We start from the raw sequence: 18,849 nt of genomic DNA, 5'->3' as shown, positions 1-18,849 counted from the left end.
AGGGGAGCGCGGAGGTTTGTCACCTGCTGGCGGGCATTCCTTACAGCGTCGTCGATTCAGCGCAGCCGAGCAAGCATCGACGCCGCATATGCCGCATAAGGGCCGATCCAGCGCTCGTGGATCGCGTGGATGGGCAGTGCGTCGAGGTGATTCCACCGCTCGCGCCCACGCTTCTCGGCGATCACCAGCCCGGCGCTTTCCAGCACGCCCAGATGCTGCATGACCGTGCAGCGATCCAGCTCCGGCAGGAGCGCGCACAGCATACCGGTAGTCTGAGGGCCGCCCTTGAGCGCATCGAGCATCCGGCGGCGAGCGCGGTGGCCGAGCGCCTTGAACAGCGCGTCGGCGGCATCCTCATTGTCCGTATCGGGCCTTGCGATTTCAGTCTGCGTTGACATGTTATGTTTTTATAACATATGAGTCGCCCGATCAAGAGTCGGTGGTGCTTCCTTTGCGAGAGGATAGAGCATGAAGCTGAAGTTCACGGTCGGCGGGCGGGTCGACGAGCCCGTGCATGAGGTATTTGAGGCCGTGGTGAACCCGGCCCACCTCTCCCAATTCTTCACCACGGGCGGGGCGCAGGGGCGACTGGAACCCGGCGCAACGGTGACCTGGGACTTTCATGATTTTCCCGGCGCATTCCCCGTCGAGGTGGTCGAGGTGGAGCAGAATGCCCGCATCGTGCTGCGCTGGGCCGGTGCGGACGACGCCGTGACGCCGGACGCGCAGGGCCGCGCGCTCACCACCGTGACCATGACCTTTGCCGCGCTGGACGACGGACGAACCCATGTGCAGATCAGCGAAGAAGGCTGGCGCGACAATGCAGCGGGCCTCAAGGCATCCTACGGCAATTGCGAAGGCTGGACCGGCATGCTCTGCGCCATGCGCATGTGGCTGGAGCATGGGGTGAATCTGCGCGACGGATTTTATAAGTGATGAGCTGTCCCTGCGCGCTGACCTGACGAGACCCCACCCGTCACCAATTCGTCATCCTCCCTTCATGTGCGTGACGCCGTTCCGTCACCGACCTGACGCAACGCCTCCCTATCTGCCGCCCCCAGAACAAAACCTGCTTTTGGGGACTCACCACAATGAAACCGCTTTACCCGACTTTCCGGGCCGCTTTGCTGTGCTCGGCCATTCTGCTTGCCACGCCTGCCTTCGCGCAATCCGCACCCGTGCCGGAGGCCGAGAGCGAGGCTGGTGCGGACGGCGATACGATTGTCGTCACCGGCCAGCGACGCGCGCAATATGAGGCGACGGCGGAGAAGCGCGAGGCGTTTGCGGTGATGGATGCGATCTCCGCCGACGATATCGGCAAGCTGCCGGACCATAATACGGCGGCGGCGCTGCGGCGCATTCCGGGCCTTTCCGTGCAGGAGGATCAGGGCGAGCCGCGCTTCCCGGTGCTGCGTGGCCTGCAATCCACCTACAACCGCACGACGGTGGACGGCGCGCTGGTGGCCGGCGTGGATTCCGGCGGGCGCACCGTGCCGCTGGACATCGTACCCTCCGTGATGGCGGGGCGGATCGAGGTCATCAAGACAGTGACGCCGGAGAATGACGCCAATGCCGTCGGCGGCATCATCAACATCACCACCCGCAGCGCCTTCGATGCCGGCCGGCCGTTCTTCAACGGCATCGCGTCCTATGGCATTTATGAGCAGCATGGCGAGGTGCGCAACAGCAAGCCCTCCTACCGGCTGGCCTTTGCCGCCGGCACCACCTTCGGCGCGGACGACGAATGGGGGCTGGTGATCGGCGCGAGCCAGGAGCAGCTCGATTACGACATTCCGCAGATCGAGGTCGCCAGCCCCTCCGTGCGCGAATATACCGCCGCCGGCGCCCCGGTGGACAGCGGCGCGGCGACCGGCAACGGCATCCAGGTGCCGACCCAGCACCGCCTCTTCTGGTACAACAACACCAAGCAGCGCACCGGCGGCAATGTGAAGCTGGAATGGCGCCCGTCCGACACGTTCCGCTGGGAGCTTTCCGGCGTCGTCGCCCGCACCGAGGACGATGAGGAACGCATCGAATATCGCATGGAGCCGATCGGCAACGTCGCGAACCAGACGCAGACCAGCGGCCAGTTCGCGCGCGGGCGGATCATCGTGCAGCTCAACCAGCCGATTACGCGGCGCCTCGTTGCGCTCGGCCGCACCGCCTTCGCCTGGGATGGCGGCGAGCAGTGGAAGCTGGATGGTGACGCGGTGTTCTCGCTCGGGCGGATGCGCGTGCCCAATGAGAGCATCGAGTTCCGCACCCGCGATGCCGACGCGACCCGCTATGCCTTCAGCTATGACACGTCGGACTTCTACCCCGTGTTCACGCCGGCCAACGCCGCCGCCGCGGTGAACCCGCAGAACTTCTACCTGCAGCAGCAGCGTAGCAATCTGGAGAAGTCGCTGGAGAAGAGCGGCCAGTTCCGCCTGAACTTCACTTATGGCGATGACAGCATCGATGGTGGCATCAAGCTCAAGACCGGTGCCGTGCTGCGCCTCACGAGCCGCAAGAACGAAGTCGAGCGGACCGACTACAAGGCCGCCAGCGGCTTCACCTACACGCTCGACAAGGTGGTGACCGCCGGGCCGAGCGAAGCGATCCGCGACAGATTCTACATTCCGATCCGCATCGATGCGCAGGCCTTTCCGGCCTTCTATCAGGCCAATCAGAGCCGCTTCACCACCACCGTCGCCTCGAAGGCGGGCGATTATAAGGTCAACGAGGACGTCTATGCCGGCTATGTGCAGGGCAGCACCCGGATCGGCAATGTGACGCTGCTCGGCGGCCTGCGCTATGAGCGCACGGAAGTCTCCTCGGATGCCTATCGCACGCTCGGCAGCACGCTCACCCAGATTTCGACGGACGGCAGCTATGGCAACTGGCTGCCCAGCGCGCACATCCGCTGGGATGTAACCGACCGCGTTGTGGTGCGCGGCGCCTATACCAACACCATCGGCCGGCCGGATTATTCCTCCATCGCGGCCAGCGAGACGCTCAGCTTCGATGGCAGCCAGCCGACGCTATCCCGCGGCAATCCGAGCCTCAAGCCGCGAGAGAGCCGGGGCTTCGATCTCTCCTTCGAGTTCTACCCGAAGGATGGCGTCATCTCTGCAGCGCTGTTCCACAAGAAGATCAAGAACGAGATCTTCACCCTCTCCAATGTGGAGACGATCGATGTCGGCCGGGGGCCGGAGAGCGTACTCGTCTCCGAACCGCGCAATGCCGAAACGGCCACCATCAAGGGCCTGGAGCTGAACCTTCAGCAGGCGCTGACCTTCCTGCCCGATCCGTTCGACGGGCTGGGCGTGAGCGCCAACGCGACCTTCCTCGATACGCGTTTCACCTTCCTCACCACGGCCGGCCCGCGCGTGACCGGCCTGTTCCTCCAGCCGGACACGGTGTGGAACGCCTCGGTCTATTATCAGAAGGGCAAGTTCGAGGGGCGCCTGTCTTACAACTATATCGGCGGCTTCCTGGAGACGATCAACGACACCATCCCCAATGCCGACCAATATTGGAAGAGCCGTGGCACGCTGGATGCCAATATCAGCTATCGCGTCACCTCCAATATCACGCTGTATGCCGAGGGGCAGAACCTCAACAATCAGGGCCGGCGCGAGCTGGTCGGGCCCGGGCGCACCTACCTGCAGGAATCCGCCGAATATGGCCGGACCTTCTGGTTCGGCGTGGCGGCGAATTTCTGATGGGCCTGCTTCTCGCTCTGGCGGCCAGTGCCGCCACGGCGGCGGCGGCGGGGACACCCGCTGCCGCCCCGCCCCGGGGCCAGCCGGCCGAGACGCTGCGCCGCATCCCCGCCGAGGAAGCGCGGCAGGGCGTGGCAGTCGGCCCGAACGATGTCTATGCCGTCGCCAACTGGACCATTGCGCGCTATGATCGCGAGACAGGTGAACGGCGCGCGATCTGGACGGGCGAGCCGGCGCGCTACCCGCACATCAACAGTTGCGCGCTCATCAAGGCCGAGCTGGTGTGCGCGGCCTCCAACTTCCCCGCCGTGCCACAGGCCAGTTCGGTCGAGATCTTCGATCCCGTCACCCTCGCCCACAAGCGTACCGTCTCGCTCGGCCTTGGTACAGGCTCGCTGACCTGGGTCGACTGGCATGACGGACACTGGTGGGGGCTGTTCGCCAATTATGACGGCAAGGGCGGCGAGGCACCGCGCGACCACCGCCACACCAGCCTCGTCCAGTTCGATACGGACTGGCGCCGCACGCAAAGCTGGGCGCTGCCCGCCACGATCCTCGAGCGGATCGCGCCGATGAGCATCTCTGGCGGCGGGTTCGGCCCGGATGGGCGGCTGTGGCTCTCCGGCCATGACAATCCCGAGCTCTATGTGACGCAATTGCCCAAGGGTGGCGCCACGCTGGACCATATCGCCACCGTGCCGATGGAGGCGGAAGGCCAGGCGATCGATTGGGACGAGAACCGGCCGGGCATCCTCTGGGGCATCAGCCGCAAGACCCGCGCCATGCTGGAAATGCGCGTGCCGCTGCAGAAATAGGACGGCGACGGCGCCCCTCGCGCAATGCCGCCCAAGAATACTCACGCCCCGGAACGATCCCCGCATCGCGTCGGTTCTCCAGACGAACCCATCTACGGAGAACGCGACATGATCCGATCCTTCCTCATCGGCCTGGTGGCCGGGCAGCGTGGCATGACGCCCTTGGCGGCAGTGGCGACGGGCACGCGCAAGGGGGATATTCCGGTGGTGCTGCCTTTGCAGGGCCTGTTGCGCAATCCGCTGATCGCGGCGGGCACGGCGTCGCTGGCGGCGGCGGAGATGGCCGGCGACAAGATGAAGAGCGCGCCCGACCGGATCGTGCCGATCGGCCTCGCCGTGCGCAGCGTGACGGCGGCCTATGCCGGCGCCGCCCTGGCGCCGCGTGGCCGCCGCGGGCTAGGCGCGGCGGTCGCAGTCGGGACGGCGCTGGCCTCATCTTATCTCGGCTGGCGCCTGCGCTGCGCGGCGATGCGGCGTTATGGGCAGACCGCGACCGGCTTTGTCGAGGACGCCCTCGTGCTCGGCAGCGGCCTTGCGATTGCGAGCCCAAGTGTAGCCGGGGCTGAACGAGCGACCTAGGCGGCGCGGGAAAGGTCAGTTGCTGCGCTGGGTAGCCGTTGTCCGATATCTCGGTTGGTGAGCTGCCATTCCCGGTCAAGGCGCCATTGCGGACGGTCGGTTTTCCAAGCAGACTGTATCAATGCAACCAACGACCAGAGTGATCGCTTATTCGAACCGCGCCGTCTTAGCTTAGCGCTGATACTTGGAGTTCAAATACTACCTCTTGTGTTTGCGTGGTTTCTCTTGAGGCGGGGATATTCTCGAAATGTTAGAGAAGGCGGTTTTCTGTTGATGGCTTGGTCGTTGTTAATGGCTGTGGCTAGAGTGGCGAGTTAGTCGGCCTCTCGAGCCAGCTTACCATTCGCCCAACCGTCGCCAGCGCTCCATCGCGGTCATGGCTGTTATCCCGCCTTTGGCTCCGACAGCGGAAGTTCCGGATACGACAACATTGCTGACTTTCCGTATTCATGAAATGAAGGCCACATGTTCAGCTTCTTCGATAAAGTGAGATCGGACTCATCGAGTGGACGACCGACACCTCCTCTGGCATGGAAGATAACGGGTTTCTACATGGTCCTGGCTTGGATCATGGCACTAACTATGCTTTTTTGCGCCATGCTAGCGGTGAAAGACGGCGACCCAGAGTGGGCGATAGCACTCATTCTGACCAGCCTCTTCCTCGTTTCGTTCGCCCACTGGCGCAAACGGCAGATCGACCGAGACAGAGCACGATTCCAAGCTGCGCTAGCTGCTTATAACGACGGTTCGCGAAAGGCCGGTTCAGAGATTTGACCCGCTGGCAGCCTTCCACGCCGAACTTGCCGTTCGCCGATCCTTTATCAACGCTTCAAAGGGGCTATGGCTGTGGTCCGACCGTGGTGTTGAACGCGGTCTGATCAGGCGCGACGCCATTGTCGGCGCTCCCTCCGTTCGTCCTGAGTAGCTGCTGAGCTTGTCGAAGCGGCGTATCGAAGGGCTTGCGATGCTTCGATACGGGTCTTCGATACGCGCCTGCGGCGCACCTCAGACCCTACTCAGCACGAACGGGGAAAATCGGCAAAGACCGCATCTCGGCGTAGACCGAGCGATCTGTACCGCCCCTCAGCGGACGTTCCGTCACACAGGAATTGTGCACAGCGCTGCGGGCCATTTCCTCAAAATGCCGACGGACGCGGGATGGGAGGCGCTGCCCCTCATCCGACATGGCAGGTGCGCGCCGCGACGGCCTGGCAGACGGACTTCGCGCCTATCCTTGCAACGACGGCCGCGCCCGGACGGGGGAGATGGCGCGGCCGTCGGTGCTCATGGCTGCGTGCAGCTGATCTGCGCCGCAGACTGATCCGATGTGTCGCCCGCCCGCCGGGCGATGGCGGGCGCCGCGCAGATAGGGCGCTGGATGCCGTTGAGGCCGGACATCGGCCCGGCGGTTGCGCTCAACTGATCGGGCCGCTTGCCCTGCTCCACCCACGCGACGAGGGCACCGAACGCATCATATTGATCCGTCGCCGGGCCGCCGGCGCAATGGCCCATGCCGGGCACTGGGAAGACGCGCACGAACTCGCGCGCGGCGCCCTTGTACCGGGCATCGACCTCGCCCCACCAAGCCAGCGTGTCGTTCACCGAGAAGACCGGGTCCGACATGCCATGCGGCACGATGAGCTTGCCGCCCCGCGCGCGAAACGCATCGAGGTCGCTCGACCGCGCGCCGATATCCTGCCAGGCCGAGCGCGTGAACGGCGGCGCCACCGCCTCGACGCCGGCGCGAGCACGATCCACGTCGAGGCGCATGGCCCAGGCCAGCAATTCGTCGGGCGTGGCGCCGGCCAGAGCGGGCGGCGTCATGAAGACGGCGGCGAGAGAAGGCAGACCCATGGCGACATTGATCGGCGGCACGCTGCCATCGGGCGTGCCCAGCATCCAGATACGCCAGCCCATGTCTGCCCAGCCGGCATCCCACGGGAAGCCGGGATAGATTTGCGCACCCTTGCTGTCCCGCGCGCCCTCGTGAATGCGCACCAGCGCATCGAGCTGTGGCTGGGAGAGGCAGCCCTCGGCCTTGTCGCCCTTGCACAGGCTGGCGCGCAACTGCGGCAGCACCCTGGCAGAGGTGCACTGGCCGACCGCGCCGATCAGGCCATCGGTCGTGCCGTCAAGCGCGTCGCAGGCGGTGCGCACGGCCTGCCCGACCAGCGCGAGATCGCCCATGCTGAAACTCGCGCGCAGATTGGCGAGCGTGACCGGCTTGCCCGATGCCTGCACGACGGAGGCGAAGGCCTGCGTGTTCCACGCCTCGGCGATCGCGGCCTTGGGCAGCGAGAAGCCGGGCGCGGCCGCGACAATCCCGTCGAACAGATCCGGGTAGCGCTGGGCGAGCATCATGCCCTCCTGCCCGCCCTTGGAGCAGCCGACGAAATAGCTCTGGCGGGGATCGCTGCCGTAGAACTGGCGGATCGCCGCCTTTGCCGCATGGGTGACGACCGGCAGCGAGGTGCCGCCATAATCGGCGCGCGCCTGCGGATCGAAGCCGAAGGCGCTCGCGCCGCCGCGGGCGGGATCGCTATTGGTCGCATTATCGTGCCCGCTATCCTGCGAGAGCACGGCATAGCCCTGCACCAGGGCCGGCGCTGCGGCGGTCAGCCGGCCAATAGCGTCGCCCAGCTCGCCATTGGTGCCGCCCCCGCCCGAAAAGAAGAACCGCCCGTTCCATGCCACCGGCAGGCGCAGATGGAACCTGATCGCATAGGCCTGGCCATCGACGCCGGTATGCGCGCGCGTCGCGCCGACGATGGCGCAATGGGCCGGCAGTTCGACCGGCGGCGGTGTCATGCCGGGAGGGCCGGGCGGCACCGGCGCGGGGCCGGCGGGATTGAAGCTCGCGCTGAGCAGCCGGGTGGAGGCATCCGGCCAATGACCCGCCATCCTTGCCCCGAGCGCGGCGCATCGGGCGGTGGCGTCCGCGATGGTCGCGGCGAGTAGCGTTGAGGTCGTGCCGGACGGCGGGGATTCGGCCGCCCGGAGCTGATGAGGAAGAAGCGTAAGAGTCGCCGCGAGCGGCGCAAACATGAGGCGATGCATGGTCATGACGGTCTTCCGTTCCTCTCCACAAGGCGCCCTCACAGTAAACGCGTGACAGCGAATCAGCAATCGATTACAAATTTCGTGCAGAATGACTCTGTCCGGGAACTGTCGGGGTGTGGCCGCGATGTTGATTTCCATTGCACGCCCCTCCCCATTCTCGCTCAGCGGCAACTGTGGGCCGCGCGCCACAGGCAGACTATTTTCTTTTTCATATAAATGAAAGGAGTCGCCGAAACAAACGAAACCTCATAGACCAATAGCACAGCACGTCGCGATCCTCTGCCAGGCTCATGGAAGCCGCCAAAAATGGATGAGGCAAAGGCGCAGTCGGCGGACTGAAAATGAAAATGAGAAGCCTCGCACGCACCTGAAGGCACAATAGCCAAAGGAGGCCGGGGAAATAGACAAGGGAGAGGGAGGTTATGAAAGCCAATCGACAGGTTTATGCCGTCCGCGCACTGCTGACGTTGCTTTCGTCAACGACATGCGTGGTTGCGATGGCACCCGCACTGGCGCAGCAAAACCCGCAGCAAGGCGAGGGTCTGGAAGAGATCATCGTCACCGCGCAACGGCGCGAGGAAAATCTCCAGAAGGTCGCCGTTGCCGCCACCGCGCTCTCAGGCCAGGGCTTGGTGGAGAAGGGCGTCACCCGAGTGGACGAGCTACAGACCGTGGTGCCCTCGCTCTCCGTTACAGACGCCGGGCTGACGCAGAACGTCAACATTCGCGGCATCGGCCTCGCCAGCGGATCGCCCGCAGTGGCCAACGGCGTGGCGACCTATGTGGACGGCATCTTCCAGCCGCCCATCGTTACCACCTCCAGCTTCTACGACATTGCCACGGTGGAAGTGCTGCGCGGCCCGCAGGGCACGTTCGTCGGCTCCAACTCGACCGGCGGCGCGATCTTCATCAACACCCGCAACCCCAGTCTTGCGGGCGTGGAAGGTTCCATCGAGGGCTCGATCGGCAATTATGACGCGCGCAGTGTGGAAGCGGTGCTCAACCTGCCGCTCTCGCGCACGCTGGCCATTCGCGGCGCCGGCAAATGGCGCACGCGCGATTCCTTCTACACCGACATCGGCTCCGCCGGCAGCTCGGCCGGTCGGCTCGATGAGCTATCCGGCCGCTTCGGTGCGCTGTGGAAGCCGACCGAGAGCTTCCAGGCGCTGTTCAAGCTGGAAGCCGCGGACAAGGAAACCGGCGGTTATGCCTACCGCCCCATTACCGGCACCGCCTATGCAGCCTATCGCACCAGCGACCCGCGCCTGATCGACTATGATACGCCGACGCAGAATGACGAGAAGGCGATCCAGGCCTCACTGGAACTGCGCTACGAGCTGGGATCGGGCATTACCCTGCGCTCGCTCAGCGGCTACCAGAACAAGCGCATCTTCAACCTCTACGACAGCGATGCGACCAATGCCGCGCGCTATAGCCTGGCGGATTCGACGCGCCTCGCGGTTTCGACGCAGCAACAGTTCGTGCGCGAGCGGGTGTGGACGCAGGAGTTCAACATCATCTCGCCGACCGATCAGGATCTTTCGTGGATCGTCGGTGGCTATTATCAGCGCAACCGGATCGACGTGATCATCGAGAACCGCTCGAATGGCTTCCCGACGGACATTCTGATCGACAATGACAAGACCACCACCGGCGTCTTCGGCCAAGTGACGTACAAGATCACGCCGCAACTCGCGCTGGACGTGGGCGCGCGCTACTCGCACTTCTCGGTGACCGGCGGCGGCAGCGTCTCGATCGGTCGGGGCATCCCCACCTTCCCGCCAAACGGCTTGCAGGTGGCGGATCTGAGCGGCGATCATAAGGACGGACGCATGACTGGCAAGGTCTCGCTTAACTGGACACCGGACGAGAACAACCTGTTCTATGCCTTCGTCGCGCGTGGTTACAAACCGGGCGGTTCTAACTCGCTGGTCTCCGAGTTCGATCCGGAAACGGTGATCGATTATGAAATCGGCTGGAAAGCGACGATGCTGGGCGGCGCGGTTCGCACCCAGCTCGGCGCCTTCTATTATGACTATAACGACTTCCAGTTCGACGCGCTGGATACGTCAACGGGTCAGACGGGGGTGACCAATCTTACCGGCGCAACGGTGAAAGGCGTAGAGGCGCAAATTCAGGCGCGCGTCTCTGGCTTTACATTCGATGCCGGCGTGGCTTTCGTCGACTCTTCTTTGGGCGATGCCACGTTCGTCGATACGCGCGCCCTTGCCCTCGCCTTCCCGGGGGTCACACCGGTCCAGCAATGCCCGGCGAACCAGGCTACCAACCTTCCGACCTGTATCAACTATACGCCGTTTCTGCGAAACACCGGCGGCGGCACCAATCTCTACTCGCCCAAATGGACCTATAATCTGGGTGCGCGCTACGACCTGTGGGTGGGCGACGTGAAGATCACCCCCAGCGTCAGCTACGCCTATGTCGGCCCGCAATGGACCTATATCCTTTACTCCCCCGTTAGCGACCGGCTGCCATCACGGGGTCTGCTCGGCGCCCGGCTCGGCGTGCAGAAGGGTAATCTGCTGGTCGAAGCCTATGGCACCAACCTGACCGACGAGACCTATGTCTCCGGCCAGTTCGGCAATAACGAGTTCTACGGCGCTCCGCGCGAATATGGCGTGCGGGTCCGTTACGACTTCTGACTGAGAGATGGGGCTGGTTCACTCGCTGTGGCCGGCCCCGCTCCTCTCCTGCCAGACCCTAGCCAGCGTCTTTCATGAGCGTGCGCGCAATGTAGCCGGACATGCCCGCTGAGCCGACAACGCAATTCCGTCCGTTTGCCTTGGCCTTGTAAAGCGCGCCGTCCGCCGCGCCGATGACATCCTCCACGGAGTCCTGAGCCGAAGGCTGCAACACCGCCACACCAATGCTGACCGTCACCGGCGCGACATCCTCGCAGCCGGGATGTGGAATGGCGAGATCGAGCACCGCGCGCCGGAGCGTCTCGGCAAAGGCGAGGGCCGGTTCGGGCGCAAGGCCATAAGTGATCGCGGTGAACTCTTCGCCGCCGAAGCGCGCGATATAATGTCCCTGCCGGTGAACCTCGCTCTGCAACGCCAAGGCCACCCGCTCGAGGCAGCGGTCGCCGGCATCATGGCCTGCGGTATCATTAAACAGCTTGAAGCGGTCGATATCGATCATGAGGATACCGAACCAGGCGTTGTCCGCGCTTGCCGCCGCCCATTTGCCGTTCAGCGTCTCCGAAAGGCTCCGCCGGTTGCGCATGCCGGTCAGCGGGTCCGTCTCGGCAAGCTCCGCCAACGCCTGGGTCAAGGCAACAAGCTGGGCGGATTTGAGTTCGTCCCTCAGTTCGACGAGAAACGCATTTCGCGCAGAGCGCTCTGCCTGACAGCGCATAACGAGCGGCAGGAACGACGCGAGAGTAATGAATCCGCAGAGGGTAAGGGATTCGATGTTCGGGCCGCGCAGTAGAAAGGCCAGACCGAACATGGAGAGGATCGACAGCGTCGTGGTCGCCAGCGCCTGCCGCACCGAGGTAGGGATTGCGAGATTTTTAAAGATCAGCAGCAGAGCCGCGGCCATCAAATAGCGATCGCTATGCGGTTGCCCCACCTGAAGCCCGAGATAGGTCACGGTCGCGACAAAGATCACCATGGGCAGGATGATGGCGGCGTTCTGCAACCGCTTCGGGCCCCGGATCACGATCACCATGGCCAGCAGATAGACCGGAGTCGTGATGCCCAACCGCAATGCCAGCCCCAGCTGCAGCTGACCGACGATATAATCCAGAGGCAGGCACGCCAGATTGGCAATCAGCGCCCCGATGTGCCAGCTGGCAATGGTTGTGCGCCTTTTCAGGTCAGTGCGGTCGAGATAGGCGGTTTCGAGGGACGGCTCCAGAGCGATCTGGCCAACAGGCCGCAACAATGCGCGTTCGATCGCGTCGATCCGCTCACTGGAAACCTGACCTTCGTCCATTGCTGACTCACAACAGCTTCTCAGCCGCACGGGCTATGGTGCGGATGTTAAGATGCCATTAGCATTTCAGCGTCGGTCGCGCGACTCATCGCAAGTCCGGGGACCATTGAGCCGCGCTCAGCTCGCCCAGCTCCCGCCCAGCGCCCGGAACACATCGATCTGCGCGCGCGCGACCTCGGCATCCTGTGCGGCGAGCGCGGCTTCTGCCTCCGCGAAGGTGCGCTCGGTGTCGAGCAGCTGGAGGGAGTCGATGGCCCCCTCGCGCTGCTGGGCACGGGTGATGCGCGCGGCGGCGCCGGCGGAATCGCGGGCGGCCTGCAGGCGTTGGCGGCGCTCCAGCGCGTGGCCGTAGGTCGAGAGCGCCGTCTCGGTTTCCTCCAGGGCGTTGAGCACCGCGCCGTCGAAGGCGGCGAGCGCGGCATCGCTGTCCGCCCGTGCGCCGGCGATGCGCGCGCGGGCGGCCTCCTGATTGGGGAAAGACCAGCTGATGAGGCCACCCAGCAGCCAGCGCAGCGGGCCACCGCCGAACATCGCGCCGATATCATTGCCGGTCGATCCGCCCGAACCGCCCAGGCTGATGCGCGGATAAAGGTCCGCCGTGGCGACGCCGATGCGCGCGGTATCGGCGGCGAGACGACGTTCGGCAGCCCGCACATCCGGGCGGCGGGCAAGCAAGGTGGCCCCATCGCCGACCGGAATGGCCTGCCGGATTTCCAGCCCGATGCTGCGCTGGCCGGCAATCTCCGGCAAGGCGTCCGGGGTCCGGCCGGTGAGCGTAGCGAGACGGAAGAGCGCGGCCTGACGCTGCGCCTCGATGAGCGGAATGTCGGCGGCGCGCTGGTCGCGCAAGGCGGCGATCCGCGAGACATCGAGCGTGGTCGCCAGACCTGCTTCGCGCCGCTTGCCGGTCAAGTCCAGCAACCGGTCGAGCAGGCCCACGATCTCGCGATTGACGGCCAGTTGCGCCGCGCCCGAGGCGGCATCGGCATAAGCCCGCGTGGTATCGGCGACGACGGCGACGCGCACGGCGTCGGCATCGGCCGCGGCTGCATCGGCATCGCCGCGCGCGGCTTCCACGCCCCGGCTCACACGCCCGAACAGATCGACCTCATAGGAGACCGACAGTCCGGCATCGAGCGCCCAATCCTCACGCGGCGCTCCCGGCGCGCGCTGGCTCGCGGGCAGGCGGCCATAATCGCCGCTGGCCGAAAGATCGGTGCGCGGCAGCCGATCCGCCCGGGCACCGCGCAGCCCGGCGCGGGCCTTTTCCAGCCGGGCGAGCGCGATGCGCACATCCGTATTGGCGGCGAGCGCGTCGGTGACCAGCCCGTCCAGCACCGGATCATTGTAGAGCCGCCACCAGTCCGGCTGGACCGGCGCCGGCGCAAAGGCCGGGGATGCGGCGGAAAGAAAGGGGCCGGAGGACGCCGAGGGGGGCGTGGGGGCGACGTAGTCCGGCCCCACCGCGCACGCTGAAAGCGCCAGCGCGGAAACAAAAGGTGCGAAGATGCGATGAACAGTCATGATAGGATCCTCCCTCAATCACTCGGCGGGGGCCGGCACGGCATCGCCGCCGGACCGCCCGCGCAGGCGTGCGATCCGGTCGCCGAGCGCGCGGCTCACGACGTAGAAAGTGGGCGTGAAGATGAGGCCGAAGATGGTGACGCCGGCCATGCCGAAGAACACTGCCGTGCCCAGAGCCTGCCGCAGCTCCGCGCCTGCTCCGGTGGCCAGCACCAGCGGCACCGCACCCAGAATGAACGCAAAGCTGGTCATCAGGATCGGCCGCAGGCGCTGCCCGGCAGCGTGGACGGCGGCATCCAGTGTGGTCATGCCGTTCTGCTCGCCCTGCCGGGCAAACTCGACGATGAGGATCGCATTCTTGGCAGCCAGCGCCACGAGCACGATCATGCCGATCTGCGTCAGGACGTTATTGTCCATGCCGCGCAGGTTGACGCCCACCAGAGCCGCCAGCACCGACATCGGCACGATCAGGATGATCGCGAGCGGCATGACAAGGCTCTCATATTGCGCCGCCAGCACCAGGAAGACGAGCAGCACGGCTAGGCCGAAGACGAGGCCTGCAGTATTGCCAGCCGTCTTCTGCTGATAGGCGATGCCGGTCCACTCATGGCTGAAGCCACGCGGCAGATTGGCATTGGCGAGTTGCTCCATGGCATCCAGCGCCTGGCCAGACGACGCGCCGGGCGCAGTATCGCCATCGATGGCGACAGCCGGCGCCAGATTATAGCGCTGCACGCGATACGGCCCGGTGGTGTCCCGGAAGGTGGCGATCGAGCCGATCGGCACCATCTGGTTATAGTCCGAGCGCGTCTGCAGGCTGGCGATATCCGCCGTGGTCCGCCGGAAGGCTTCGTCCGCCTGCGCGGTCACCCGATAGGTGCGGCCAAGCAGGTTGAAGTCATTGACGAAGGCCGAGCCCAGATAGATCTGCAGCGTCTCGAACACCCGCTCGGGAGGCACGCCCAGCATCTGCGCCTTCTCGCGGTCGATATCCGCGAAGATGCGCGGCGTCGCGGTGTCGAAGAAGGTGTAGACGAACGAGAGTCCGGGCGTCTGATTGGCCGGGCCGATCACGCTGTAGGCTGCCTGCTCGAGCGCCTTGTAGCCGGCGCCCTCTCGATCCTGCACCATCAGGCGGAAGCCGCCCGCCGAGCCGATGCCGCGGATGAGCGGTGGCTTGACGATCATCAGGCGCGCCTCGCTGATGTCGGCGGTCGCCTTGCGGGCTTCCTCCATTAGCTTGTCGATGGTCTGGCCCTTGGCGGCCCGCTCGTCGAAATCATCGAGCACCCAATACGCCGCCGACGAGCTGGCGTTGCGCGTCTCCGAGGCGCCGTCGAAACCCGAGAGCATGACCGCGTTGGTGATGCCCGGAATGGGCAGCATTCGCTCCGCGACCTTCTTCATCGCCGCATCGGTGCGCGCGGTGGAGGAGCCGGGCGGCAGCTGGATGATCGTGAAGAAATAGCCCTGGTCCTGCGCCGGGATGAAGCCCGACGGCGTGTAAACCAGCGCAGCGACGGTCACCGCGATCAGCCCGACATAGGCCGCCATGATCTTCTTGGGCTGGCGGACCAGCCGCGCGGTCAGGGTCGCATAGCGGGCACTGAACCGGTCGAACCCGCGATTGAACGCATCGCCCGCCCGCTCGGTGAGCTGGCGCCAGCGCGGCGCGCCCTCCGGCAGGGCATGGCGGTGCCGCAGCAGCAGCGCCGCGAAGGCGGGCGACAAAGTGAGCGAGAGGACCAGCGAGATGATCGTCGCGGCCGAGATGGTGATCGCGAACTGCTGGTAGAAGGCGCCGGACATGCCGCCGATGAACAAGGTCGGCACGAACACGGCGCACAGCACCAGCACGATGGCAACCAGCGCCCCGCCCACCTCATCCATGGAGGTGCGCGCCGCCTGGAGCGGGGTCATCCCGTTCTCCAGATTGCGCTCGACATTCTCGACCACCACGATGGCGTCATCGACGACGATGCCGATGGCGAGCACGAGGCCGAACAGCGAGAGGTTGTTGATCGAATAGCCCATACCCGCCAGCACCGCGAAGGTGCCGATGAGCGAGACCGGGATCGCCAGCACCGGGATCAGCGCCGCCCGCCATTTCTGCAGGAAGACGATGATGACGAGCACGACGAGGATCACTGCCTCGACCAGCGTCTTCACGACCTCGTCGATGGACTTCTGGATGAACTCGGTGGGGTTGTAGACGATGCGATATTCAAGGCCCTGCGGAAAGTCCTTCGCCAGGACGTTCATCTCCGCCTTGATCGCCTCGGCAGCGGCCAGCGCGTTCGATCCCGGCATCTGGAAGACGGGGATGATGACGCTGTCCTTGTCGCCGAGATAGGCCGACGTGCCGTAATCCTCGGCGCCCAGCTCAACGCGCGCGACATCGGAGACGCGGACCTGCCGGCCCTGATCGTCGGTGCGGATGACGACATTGGCGAACTGCTGCGGATCGGTGAAGCGACCCTGCGTCTCGACATTGAGCTGGAAGGCCGATCCGCCCGAGGGGGGCTGGCCGAGCGTGCCGGCCGCAACCTGCACATTCTGCTGGCGCAGCGCGGAGACGATGTCGCCGGCCGTCAGACCCAGCGCCGCCGCACGGCGCGGATCGATCCACACGCGCATGGAGAGATCGCGGGAGCCGAACAGCTGCACGTCGCCCACGCCCTCGATGCGGGCCAGCCGGTCCTTGATGCGGGTCTGCGCGTAATTGGAAATATACTCGCGATTGAGCGAGCCATCAGGCGAAATGAGGTTCACCACCAGCAGGAAGTCCGGCGAGGTCTTCTTGGTAACGATGCCGAGGCGCTGCACCTCCTGCGGCAGGCGCGGCTCGGCAATGGCGACGCGGTTCTGCACCAGAACCTGCGCCTCATCGAGGTCCGTACCTTGCTTGAAGGTGACGGTGACGACCACGCGCCCGTCCCCCGTCGATTGCGACGAGAGATAGAGCATGTTCTCGACGCCGTTGATCTCCTGCTCGATCGGGCTGGCGACGGTTTCCGCCACGGTCTCGGCAGAGGCGCCGGGATACATGGCCGAGACGGTCACCGTCGGCGGCACCACCTCGGGATATTGCGAGACGGGCAGGAAGAAATAGCTGATCGCGCCGATGATCGTGATGACGACGGCGATGACCGCCGCGAAGATCGGCCGGTCGATGAAGAAACGGGACAGACGCATGAGGAGCTCTCCTCGGGGGCAGCGCTCAGAGCATGTCCGGGTCAGGCGGATTCACCTGACAGCTCGGACATGCGGAAAGCAAAAGGGACCGGATCAGGATCGGCTTCAGGCGAAGCCGATCATGACCTAGCGCGTAAACGTGGCCTGGCCGGACATCAGCGCGGTGGCGGCGGCAGGCGTCGCGGGCTGGGTCTCGGGCGCAATGCGGCCTTTGCGGACCTGCACCTTGCCGCCGGGCATGGCGAGCTGGGTGCCAACGATCACCACCTGATCGGCGGGATCGAGCCCAGCCCGCACGACGCGCAGGCCATCGACCACCGGCCCAAGCTCGATCGGCTTGGCAGCGACGGTGCCATCCTTGCCGACGACGAGCAGCGTCTTGCGCGCCTGATCGGTCTGCACGGCGGTGTCCGGCACCAGCAGCGCGCGGGTCGGCGCGCCGGTGGAGAGGCGCATATTGCCGAACATGCCGGGCGTCAGGAACAGATCGGGATTGGGCAGCACGGCGCGGGCGCGGATGGTGCCCGAGCGCGGATCGAGGCCGTTGTCGGTGAAATCGAGCTTGCCCTTCCAGCGATAGGCATTCTCATCCTGCAGCTTGATCTCGACCGGCGTAGCGTCGGCATCGGCGTCACGCTTGGTCTTGAGGAACAGCGCTTCGGACCCCTCGAAGGTGAAGTAGATCGGATCGAGCGCGTTGATGGTGGTGAGCAATGTGCCGGATGCACCCTCTCCCGAGGATGCGAGGTTGCCGGGGTCGATCCGCCGATCCGAGATGCGGCCGCCAATGGGCGCGCGCACGGTGGTGAACTCAAGATCCAGCGCGCGACTGCGGGCACGGGCCTGCGCACCGGCCAGCGCAGCCGATGCTGCCGAGACGCGGGCGCGAAGACGGTCGACTTCGCTCTTGGAGACCGCTTCCACCGCCACCAGTCGTTCGGCACGTTCAAGATCGCTGCGGGCCAGCGCGAGATCGCTCTGGGCCGTGGCGACACCGGCACGCGCCTCGGCCAGCGCGGCCTGGAAGGGGCGCGGATCAATGGTGAAGAGCGGCTGGCCGGCGCGGACCATCTGACCGTCCGTGAAATGCACGGCCGTGATCTGGCCGGAAATGCGCGGACGCACCTCGACCGCGCGGCTCGGCTCGAACCGGCCGACATAATCGTCCCACAGCATAATCTCGCGCGCGAGCGGCGCCGAGACGGTGACGGTGGGCGCCGCCATCGCGGCCTGCGCCGGGGGCGACGGGCGCATCAGCGCATAGGCCCCGGCAATGGCGAGCACCGGCAGCGCCACCCAGGCGGCACGGGTCAGCGAGCGGCGCCGCGTCGTGCCGGCGTCGATGGGCGTGGCTTCCGCCGGGCTGAGTTTCTTGAGCATGTTCATGCGCGGTTCCTCCGCTTGATCGACAGACGCAGGGCGCCGATGTGGCGGAGCAGCGTCTCATATTGATGGGTCGTGTAGCCGGCCTCGTAAAAGCGACCGAGCTCGGATGGGGCGATGTTGTAGCCATGGTGCCAGCTCAGCACCGCAATGCGCCGCAGCGCTTCGAGGCGCGCGCTCGCCAGCGGCATGGCCCGGCGGAAGCCGAAAACGAGGCGCAGCAGGCGGCCCAGGCGGCTCTCCTCGCGCAGCGAAGACAACCCGTCTTCCCGCGCAAGGCGGACAATCGTCCACTCGACCGGAAGGAGGTGGCCATCCTGCACCTGAAGGCTTGCAGCCTCCGATGCAGTGACACCCGGGACCATCGCCCGTGCCCCGCCATCCCTCAGATCCAGATATGCCATCACCGTGTCTCCTCCTGCTTCCCCGGCAGGCACGACGGGGCAGCCCCGGACAGCCAGTGCTGCCGGGCGCGCGCATCGCGGATGCCAGGGATCGATCCGGGAAAGACGGTGCGCGACCGGCGCGTCCGTCCCGAAACCAGAACCTATGAAATTGCTGTCAAATCAAGTCGGGCAAGCAGACCGCGCCCGGCCAAGCCGCACGCACCCCCATGCCTTCTGTACTGA

Annotated in this window: 12 protein-coding genes; 5 read left to right on the top strand and 7 right to left on the bottom strand. The window is 65.4% G+C overall.

Features of this window, described 5'->3' with window-relative positions; translation table 11 throughout:
• Positions 1 to 56: 56 nt before the first annotated feature.
• Positions 57 to 398, bottom strand: coding sequence for an ArsR/SmtB family transcription factor (locus M2331_RS01400; RefSeq protein ID WP_181558633.1), 342 nt, complete (start codon positions 396 to 398; stop codon positions 57 to 59).
• Between the two features lie 70 nt (positions 399 to 468).
• On the opposite strand from M2331_RS01400, the gene M2331_RS01395 reads away from it, so the two are divergent.
• The 4 genes from M2331_RS01395 to M2331_RS01380 all read left to right on the top strand — a co-directional run bounded on the left by M2331_RS01395 (position 469) and on the right by M2331_RS01380 (position 5,101).
• Positions 469 to 936, top strand: coding sequence for an SRPBCC family protein (locus M2331_RS01395; protein ID WP_181558632.1), 468 nt, complete (start codon positions 469 to 471; stop codon positions 934 to 936).
• Between the two features lie 155 nt (positions 937 to 1,091).
• Positions 1,092 to 3,707 carry a TonB-dependent receptor gene (locus M2331_RS01390; protein ID WP_181558631.1) on the top strand — a complete coding sequence of 872 codons (2,616 nt, stop codon included), beginning with the start codon at positions 1,092 to 1,094 and terminating at the stop codon, positions 3,705 to 3,707.
• The gene (locus M2331_RS01385) at positions 3,707 to 4,522 is read left to right on the top strand and encodes a hypothetical protein (protein ID WP_220128494.1); all 816 of its coding nucleotides are present in this window, start codon (positions 3,707 to 3,709) and stop codon (positions 4,520 to 4,522) included. The genes M2331_RS01390 and M2331_RS01385 overlap by 1 nt, the downstream gene beginning before the upstream one ends.
• 108 nt (positions 4,523 to 4,630) lie before the next feature.
• Positions 4,631 to 5,101, top strand: coding sequence for a DUF4126 domain-containing protein (locus M2331_RS01380; RefSeq protein ID WP_181558630.1), 471 nt, complete (start codon positions 4,631 to 4,633; stop codon positions 5,099 to 5,101).
• Between the two features lie 1,284 nt (positions 5,102 to 6,385).
• Here M2331_RS01380 and M2331_RS01375 read toward each other — a convergent pair.
• On the bottom strand, positions 6,386 to 8,164 hold the full coding sequence (locus tag M2331_RS01375) for a tannase/feruloyl esterase family alpha/beta hydrolase (RefSeq protein WP_181558629.1): 1,779 nt from the start codon (positions 8,162 to 8,164) through the stop codon (positions 6,386 to 6,388).
• Positions 8,165 to 8,583: 419 nt separating this feature from the next.
• Between M2331_RS01375 and M2331_RS01370 the strand changes: the two genes are divergently transcribed.
• Positions 8,584 to 10,821 (top strand): TonB-dependent receptor, encoded by a 2,238-nt coding sequence (locus M2331_RS01370; protein ID WP_181558628.1) that lies wholly within the window; start codon positions 8,584 to 8,586, stop codon positions 10,819 to 10,821.
• A 58-nt stretch (positions 10,822 to 10,879) separates the two neighbouring features.
• Here the strand turns inward: M2331_RS01370 and M2331_RS01365 are convergent, their stop codons facing one another.
• The 5 genes from M2331_RS01365 to M2331_RS01345 all read right to left on the bottom strand — a co-directional run bounded on the left by M2331_RS01365 (position 10,880) and on the right by M2331_RS01345 (position 18,624).
• Positions 10,880 to 12,118, bottom strand: a complete 1,239-nt coding sequence (locus M2331_RS01365) for a GGDEF domain-containing protein (protein ID WP_181558627.1) — start codon at positions 12,116 to 12,118, stop codon at positions 10,880 to 10,882.
• A gap of 117 nt (positions 12,119 to 12,235) precedes the next feature.
• Positions 12,236 to 13,642 (bottom strand): efflux transporter outer membrane subunit, encoded by a 1,407-nt coding sequence (locus tag M2331_RS01360; protein WP_181558626.1) that lies wholly within the window; start codon positions 13,640 to 13,642, stop codon positions 12,236 to 12,238.
• A gap of 18 nt (positions 13,643 to 13,660) precedes the next feature.
• Positions 13,661 to 16,837: an efflux RND transporter permease subunit gene (locus M2331_RS01355; protein WP_181558625.1), complete on the bottom strand. Its 3,177-nt coding sequence runs from the start codon at positions 16,835 to 16,837 to the stop codon at positions 13,661 to 13,663.
• 126 nt (positions 16,838 to 16,963) lie between these two features.
• Positions 16,964 to 18,223, bottom strand: coding sequence for an efflux RND transporter periplasmic adaptor subunit (locus tag M2331_RS01350; RefSeq protein ID WP_413716063.1), 1,260 nt, complete (start codon positions 18,221 to 18,223; stop codon positions 16,964 to 16,966).
• Complete coding sequence (locus M2331_RS01345) at positions 18,220 to 18,624, bottom strand: hypothetical protein (RefSeq protein ID WP_181558624.1); 405 nt, start codon at positions 18,622 to 18,624, stop codon at positions 18,220 to 18,222. The genes M2331_RS01350 and M2331_RS01345 overlap by 4 nt, the downstream gene beginning before the upstream one ends.
• Positions 18,625 to 18,849 lie beyond the last annotated feature (225 nt).

The sequence above is a fragment of the Sphingobium sp. B10D7B genome, assembly GCF_025961955.1.
Taxonomy (GTDB): Bacteria; Pseudomonadota; Alphaproteobacteria; order Sphingomonadales; family Sphingomonadaceae; genus Sphingobium.
This window is presented reverse-complemented; position numbering and strand designations above follow the sequence as displayed.

Bases quoted from the DNA above. Each gene is read 5' to 3' on its own strand.
- M2331_RS01385 (WP_220128494.1), top strand. From the start codon at position 3,707: ATGGGCCTGCTTCTCGCTCTGGCGGCCAGTGCCGCCACGGCGGCGGCG.
- M2331_RS01375 (WP_181558629.1), bottom strand. From the start codon at position 8,164: ATGACCATGCATCGCCTCATGTTTGCGCCGCTCGCGGCGACTCTTACG.
- M2331_RS01390 (WP_181558631.1), top strand. From the start codon at position 1,092: ATGAAACCGCTTTACCCGACTTTCCGGGCCGCTTTGCTGTGCTCGGCC.
- M2331_RS01400 (WP_181558633.1), bottom strand. From the start codon at position 398: ATGTCAACGCAGACTGAAATCGCAAGGCCCGATACGGACAATGAGGAT.
- M2331_RS01355 (WP_181558625.1), bottom strand. From the start codon at position 16,837: ATGCGTCTGTCCCGTTTCTTCATCGACCGGCCGATCTTCGCGGCGGTC.
- M2331_RS01395 (WP_181558632.1), top strand. From the start codon at position 469: ATGAAGCTGAAGTTCACGGTCGGCGGGCGGGTCGACGAGCCCGTGCAT.
- M2331_RS01370 (WP_181558628.1), top strand. From the start codon at position 8,584: ATGAAAGCCAATCGACAGGTTTATGCCGTCCGCGCACTGCTGACGTTG.
- M2331_RS01365 (WP_181558627.1), bottom strand. From the start codon at position 12,118: ATGGACGAAGGTCAGGTTTCCAGTGAGCGGATCGACGCGATCGAACGC.
- M2331_RS01380 (WP_181558630.1), top strand. From the start codon at position 4,631: ATGATCCGATCCTTCCTCATCGGCCTGGTGGCCGGGCAGCGTGGCATG.
- M2331_RS01345 (WP_181558624.1), bottom strand. From the start codon at position 18,624: ATGGCATATCTGGATCTGAGGGATGGCGGGGCACGGGCGATGGTCCCG.
- M2331_RS01350 (WP_413716063.1), bottom strand. From the start codon at position 18,223: ATGAACATGCTCAAGAAACTCAGCCCGGCGGAAGCCACGCCCATCGAC.
- M2331_RS01360 (WP_181558626.1), bottom strand. From the start codon at position 13,642: ATGACTGTTCATCGCATCTTCGCACCTTTTGTTTCCGCGCTGGCGCTT.